The organism is Thermithiobacillus tepidarius DSM 3134 (assembly GCF_000423825.1).
Taxonomy (GTDB): domain Bacteria; phylum Pseudomonadota; class Gammaproteobacteria; order Acidithiobacillales; family Thermithiobacillaceae; genus Thermithiobacillus; species Thermithiobacillus tepidarius.
Genome location: NZ_AUIS01000006.1, coordinates 192493 through 198954, shown reverse-complemented (window position 1 = coordinate 198954; position 6462 = coordinate 192493). Strand labels below are relative to the sequence as shown.

Below are 6462 nucleotides of genomic sequence, written 5' to 3'. Positions count from 1 at the left end.
GGAAGCCCCCCTCAAGATGAGACCTCCCGAGCCTGGAAGGCTCCTGAAGGCCCGTGGAAGACCACCACGTTGATAGGCGGGATGTGGAAGTCCAGTAATGGATGCAGCTAACCCGTACTAATCGGCCGTGCGGCTTGACCATATAACGCCAAAATGGCTTTGGGTCGGGCGCAGCAGCAAACTTGTGCGCTACTCTTCCTGTTTTGTTTTTGCCTGGCGGCCATAGCGTTGTGGACCCACCCGATCCCATCTCGAACTCGGTCGTGAAACGCAACCGCGCCGATGATAGTGGGGGGTCTCCCCCCGTGAAAGTAGGTCACTGCCAGGCACCCAATCACCCCCACAAACCCCCAGGCCCACGCCCGGGGGTTTGTTTTTTGTGCTTGCGCATTTATAATTGCGTCATCTTAAAAAGTGGGCCTTGCGCCCGCTTTTTTGTTTCAGTCTTTGTTGAGTCCAGGAGAGAGCCTGATATGGCCGAAGCAACACCTCACGCGGATCTGGATGGGCTGTTCCGGTCCACCGTGGAAAGCCTGGGGTATGAGCTGGTGGATGTGGAGTTCGTGCGGGCGGGTCGTCAACCTTTGCTGCGCCTCTACATCGACGCGCCTGAGGGGGTGACGGTGGACGACTGTGCCCTGGTCAGCCGCCAGGTGAGCGCCCTCTTGGATGTGGAGGACGTGATCCCCGGCGCATATCGCCTGGAGGTGTCCAGCCCCGGGCTGGACCGGCCCCTGAAACGGCGCGAGGACTTCGTCCGCTTTGCGGGCCATAAGGTGAATCTGCGCCTGCATCAGCCGATGGATGGCCAGCGCCGCTTCGTTGGCGAGCTCGTCGGTGTGGAGGGGGATGCGGTGTTGCTGCGCGTGGATGATGACGTGAAACGCTTTCAATTTACGGATATCGCAAAAACTCGGCTGGTGCCGGAGTTCTAAATCTAAGTCCGGTCTGGACAGGAGCGTGGAATGAGTCGGGAAATTCTATTTGTGGCCGATGCGGTTGCCCGGGAGAAAGGGGTCGACAAGGAGGTGATCTTCCAGGCGCTGGAAGCGGCCTTGGTGTCCGCCTCTAAAAAGAAGTATGGGCAGGAGCTGAACATCCAGGTCAGCATCGATCGGAAAACAGGCGAATATCGTACCGTTCGCATCTGGGAGGTGCTGCCGGATGACGTGCCCTTGAGCCACGAAGACACGCAGATGCATCTGAAGGACGCACTGGCTCGGCAACCCGACGCACAGGTCGGCGGCACCGTGGAGGAGGTCCTGCCGGCCGTGGATTTCGGCCGCATCGCGGCGCAGACGGCCAAGCAGGTCATCGTGCAGAAGGTGCGCGAGGCCGAGCGGGATCAGATCGTCGCCGACTATGCCCTGCGCCGGGGTGATTTCATCAGCGGCGTGGTCAAGCGCATGGAGCGCGGCAACGCCATCATGGATCTGGGCCGGGCCGAGGCGCTGCTGCCCAAGGAGGACATGATCCCTCGCGAATCCGTGCGGCCGGGCGATCGGGTGCGGGCCTATCTGAAGGACGTACGGCGGGTGCCGCGCGGCCCGCAGCTCTTTCTGTCGCGCACGGCGCCGGAATTCCTGATCAAACTCTTTACCCTGGAAGTCCCCGAAATCGCCAATGGTCTGATCGAGATCAAGGGCGCGGCACGGGATCCGGGGGTGCGCGCCAAGATCGCGGTCAAGTCCAATGATCCCAAGGTCGATCCGGTCGGCGCCTGCGTGGGCATGCGCGGCAGCCGGGTGCAGGCCATCACCAATGAGCTGGCGGGCGAGCGCATCGATATCGTGATCTGGTCACCGGATGCGGCGACTTTCGTGATCAACGCTCTGTCCCCGGCGGAGGTGTCCAGCATCGTCGTGGATGAGGATCTGCACAGCATGGATGTGGTGGTGGATCAGGAACAGCTGTCCCAGGCCATCGGGCGCGGCGGTCAGAACGTGCGTCTGGCCAGCCAGTTGACGGGCTGGGAGATCAACATCCTGACCGAGGCGGAGGCGGGTGAAAAGCGCCAGAAAGAGTTCAGCACCTTCCGCCAGACCTTCATGGATGAGCTGGATGTGGACGAGGAGCTGGCCACGGTGCTGGTGGAGGAAGGATTTACCAGCATCGAGGAGGTGGCCTACGTGCCCATCGGGGAGATGCTGCAGATCGAGGGCTTCGACGAGGAGATCGTCAACGAGCTGCGCCAGCGCGCCCGGGATGTCCTGCTGAACAAGGCCATTGCCAAAGAGGAGCAGGTGGAGTTGAGCGAGCCGGCTCCCGACCTGCTGGCATTGGAAGGCATGGAGCCGAGCCTGGCTCATGTGCTGGCCAGCAAGGGCGTCAAGACGGCGGAGGACTTGGCCGAGTTGGCGGTGGAGGAGCTGCAGGAGCTGGCCGATATCGACGCCGACAAGGCGCGCGCATTGATCATGACTGCCCGGGCGCCGTGGTTCGCCGACAGCGAGGAAAATGCTTCCAGCCACTGATGCCGGTTGTGCTGTCGTTCGGGCAAGCAGTCGTTTCACACTGAAGTAGGAGAAGGGCCATGTCTTTGGTTACAGTAGCCAGTTTTGCAGAAGAACTTAGCATGTCCGCCCCCCGTCTGCTGGAGCAGTTGCGGGCTGCGGGCGTGGAAAAACGTACTGCCGATGACCCCCTTTCCGAAGAAGACAAGCGTCAACTCCTGACCTTTCTGCGGCGCAGTCACGGCGAGGCGGGCGAAATCGCGGCGCCCAAAAAGATCACGCTCAAGCGGACCAGCACGACGCAGATCAAGCAGACGGGAGCTTCCGGCAAGGCCCGCACGGTGAAGGTGGAGGTGCGGAAACAGCGCACCTATGTGAAGCGCGGGCCGGCGCACCCGGAAGAAGAGGCCGTGCCTGCCGAGGAGAAGCGGGTCGAGGAGGTGGCTGCCGCGCTGGAGCCGGCATCAGCTGCCGCCGTGGCACCCACGCCTGTCGGGCAGGCAGAGGAGCAGCCGCAGCAGGAAGCGGCCGCTGCAGAGCTGCCCGCCGAGGCGGCGGTCGAGGCGGTGGAGACGGCCGCGCCCGCAGCGGAGGCGCCGGCACCCGAGACACCTGTTGCCGAAACACCCGCGGCACCCGCAGCGGCGGCAAGCGCCGAGAGAGCGCCGGCCGCCGCCGAGCCGGTGCGCCCGGCCCCCAAGGCTCCGGCGCCCGCCAAAGGCAAGAAGCTGGATCGCCGCAGCGCCGCCGAGGAGGAAGCCTTGCGCAAGGGCGGCAAGAAGACCGGCCGCACCATGCTGGATCTGGGCGATGAAATGGGCGGTGCGCGGCGCCGCAAGGATGCCCGGCGCAAAGACCGGGGGCAGGAGCAACTGCACGGCTTCGAGCGGCCCACCAAGCCGATCGTGCGCGACGTTCCCCTCCCGGAGACCATTACCGTGGCCGAGTTGGCCAACCGCATGGCGGTGAAGGCGGCCGAGGTCATCCGGCAGATGATGAAGCTGGGGGTGATGGCGACCATCAACCAGGTGATCGATCAGGAAACCGCCGCCATCGTGGTGGAGGAGATGGGGCACAAGCCCGTGCTGGTATCGCTGGAAAGCCCGGAAGATCTGCTGCGCGAAGCGCCCGGCGGGGAGGAGGCGATGCTGCCCCGTCCGCCGGTGGTCACCGTCATGGGCCACGTCGATCATGGCAAGACCTCCTTGCTGGACCGCATCCGCGAGGCGCGGGTCGCGGCAGGCGAGGCGGGCGGCATTACTCAGCACATCGGCGCCTATCACGTGGATACGCCCAAGGGGACGATCACCTTCCTGGATACTCCCGGCCACGAGGCCTTTACCGCCATGCGCGCCCGCGGCGCCAAGGTGACGGATATCGTGATCCTGGTGGTGGCCGCCGATGACGGCGTCATGCCGCAGACCATCGAGGCCATCGACCACGCCAAGGCGGCAGGCGTGCCGATCGTGGTGGCGGTGAACAAGATCGACAAGCCCTCGGCCGATCCCGACCGGGTGAAACAGGAGCTGGCCAATCGCGGCGTCATCCCCGAGGATTGGGGCGGCGATACCCAGTTCGTGCACGTGTCGGCCAAGACCGGCCATAACATCGACGAGCTGCTGGATGCGGTGCTGCTGCAGGCCGAGGTGCTGGAGCTGAAGGCGCCGGTATCCGGTGTGGCGCACGGCGTGGTCATCGAGTCGCGCCTGGATCGCGGTCGTGGCCCGGTGGCGACCATTCTGGTCAAGGGCGGCACGCTGGGCTTGGGCGACGTGCTGCTGGCCGGCACCGAGTTCGGCCGCGTGCGCGCCATGAACGACGAGCGCGGCAAGGCGGTGAAGAGCGCCGGGCCCAGCATTCCGGTGGAGGTGCTCGGCTTGTCCAATGTGCCGGCCGTGGGTGAGGAAACCGTGGTGGTGGCCGACGAGCGCAAGGCCCGTGAAATTGCCCTGTTCCGCCAGGGCAAGTTCCGCGAGGTCAAGCTGGCGCGCAGTCAGAAGGCCAAGCTGGAGCAGATGTTCGAGCAGATGCAGGAAGGCCAGGTCAATACCTTGAACCTGCTGGTCAAGGCCGACGTGCAGGGTTCCGCCGAGGCGCTGCGCGATGCCTTGGAGCGCCTGTCCACCGGCGAGGTCCGGGTCAACGTGATCCACAGCGGCGTGGGCGGCATCACTGAGACCGACGTCAACCTGGCCAGCGCCTCCCAGGCGATCATCATCGGCTTCAACGTGCGCGCCGATGCCTCTGCGCGGCGCCTGATCGAGCAGGAAGGCGTGGACGTCCATTACTACAACGTCATCTACGACGCCGTGAACGAGGTCAAGGCGGCCATGAGCGGCATGCTGGCGCCCGAGATCAGGGAGCAGGTCATCGGCCATGCCGAAGTGCGGCAGCTTTTCCGGGTGCCCAAGGTGGGCGTGGTGGCCGGCTGCATGGTGCGCGACGGCGTGATCCGCCGCAGCGCCAAGGTGCGCGTGCTACGCGATTCGGTGGTGATCTTCACCGGCGAGATCGAGTCGCTGCGCCGGGTGAAGGAGGATGTGCGCGAGGTGCGGGAAGGCTTCGAGTGCGGTATCGGCCTGAAGAACTTCAACGATCTCAAGGAGGCCGACATCATCGAAGCCTTCGAGACCGTCGAAGTGGCGCGTACGCTGTAAGATGCCCAGAGATTTCAGTCGTTCCCGGCGCATTGCCCATCTGTTGCAGGAGGAGATTGCCGCCCTCCTGCCGGAGCTGCGGGACCTGCGCGCCGTGCACGCCATCCCGCCCACCATCAGCGGCGTGGACGTGACGCCGGACATGAAGTCGGCCCGCGTGTTCTTCAGCCTGCTGAGCGGGCCGGAACATGCGGAGGAGGTGCGCGCCATCCTGCAGCACGCCAGCGGCTATTTGCGCCATCAATTGGGCAAGCGACTGGACCTGCGCCGCATTCCCAACCTGCATTTCGAGTATGACCGCAGCTTCGACGAAGGGGCGCGCATGTCGCGCCTGATCCGCGGCGCCTTGGAAGAGGATGGACAGGCAGACGGAGAGGATGTTGACCGGGATTGATCTGGCCGAGCTGCAACCGCTCATCGGCCGGGCCCGGCGCATCATGATCAGTACGCACGTCAACCCGGACGGCGACGGCATCGGCAGCGGGCTGGGGCTCTACCATGCCCTGGCCGGGGCGGGCAAGGCCGTGGTGTTTCACATGCAGGACCCGGTGCCCGCCTATCTGCGCTTCCTGCCCGGCAGCGACCGGATCCGCCACGGCCAGCCCAATCAGTCGCCCCAGGACCTGCTCATCACCCTGGACTGCGGCGACTACGGCCGGCTCGGGAGCGCGGTGGGCGAGCGGCGGCTCTATGGTCATCTGCTCAACATCGATCACCACGTTTCCAATACGGCCTACGGGGACAGCAATGTCATCCGCGTGGATGCCTGCGCCGTCGGGGAGATCGTGTTCGACCTCCTGCAGGCGCTGAATTTGCCCGTGGACCGGGATATCGCCACCTGTCTTTTCACTTCCTTGGTGACCGACACCGGGTCGTTCCGCTACAGCAACACGGACGTGCGGGCGCTGGAGGTGGCGGCCGTGCTGGTGCGGGCCGGCGCCGAGCCTTGGGCGGTGCACGCCGCGCTCTACGAGTCAGTGCCGCCGCAGCAGCTGCGCTTGGCGGCCCTGGCCCTGGCCGGCCTGCGCTACTTTGCCGAAGGCCGCATCGGCCTGATCGTGGTCACCGAAGCCATGTACGCCGAAACCGGGACCGGAGCGGAGGATACCGAGGGGCTGATCCAGTTCCCGCGCAGCGTGGATACGGTGGAAGTGGCCATCCTGCTGCGTCCTGCCGGCGGCGGCGCGTGGAAGGCGAGCCTGCGCAGCAAGCGCCATGTGGATGTGGCGGTCATTGCCGCGCAGTTCGGCGGCGGCGGGCATCAGCGCGCCGCCGGCTGCCAGTTGAACGGCAGCCTCGATGCCGCTGTGGAGCAGCTGCTCCGGGCCATCCAGCCGGTGTTGCGGTGAGGG

General features: G+C 65.3%; 5 protein-coding genes and 2 rRNA genes. All 7 read left to right on the top strand.

All coding sequences use genetic code 11. The annotated features are described in order from the left end of the window. A 23S ribosomal RNA gene (locus G579_RS0104695) occupies positions 1-142 on the top strand; the annotation flags it as partial. 70 nt (positions 143-212) lie between these two features. Next, positions 213-328: ribosomal RNA gene (gene rrf / locus G579_RS0104690) — 5S ribosomal RNA — on the top strand. A gap of 145 nt (positions 329-473) precedes the next feature. Further along, on the top strand, positions 474-935 hold the full coding sequence (gene rimP / locus G579_RS0104685) for a ribosome maturation factor RimP (protein ID WP_051180854.1): 462 nt from the start codon (positions 474-476) through the stop codon (positions 933-935). Positions 936-965: 30 nt separating this feature from the next. Beyond that, entirely contained in the window at positions 966-2474 is a 1509-nt protein-coding gene (nusA, locus tag G579_RS0104680; protein ID WP_028989254.1) for a transcription termination factor NusA, read from the top strand. 59 nt (positions 2475-2533) lie between these two features. Next, on the top strand, positions 2534-5110 hold the full coding sequence (infB, locus tag G579_RS0104675) for a translation initiation factor IF-2 (RefSeq protein ID WP_028989253.1): 2577 nt from the start codon (positions 2534-2536) through the stop codon (positions 5108-5110). A gap of 1 nt (position 5111) precedes the next feature. Continuing rightward, positions 5112-5504 carry a 30S ribosome-binding factor RbfA gene (gene rbfA, locus G579_RS15865; protein ID WP_038018125.1) on the top strand — a complete coding sequence of 131 codons (393 nt, stop codon included), beginning with the start codon at positions 5112-5114 and terminating at the stop codon, positions 5502-5504. Next, positions 5491-6459 (top strand): DHH family phosphoesterase, encoded by a 969-nt coding sequence (locus G579_RS15860; RefSeq protein ID WP_051180853.1) that lies wholly within the window; start codon positions 5491-5493, stop codon positions 6457-6459. Before rbfA ends, G579_RS15860 begins: the two co-directional genes overlap by 14 nt. Positions 6460-6462 lie beyond the last annotated feature (3 nt).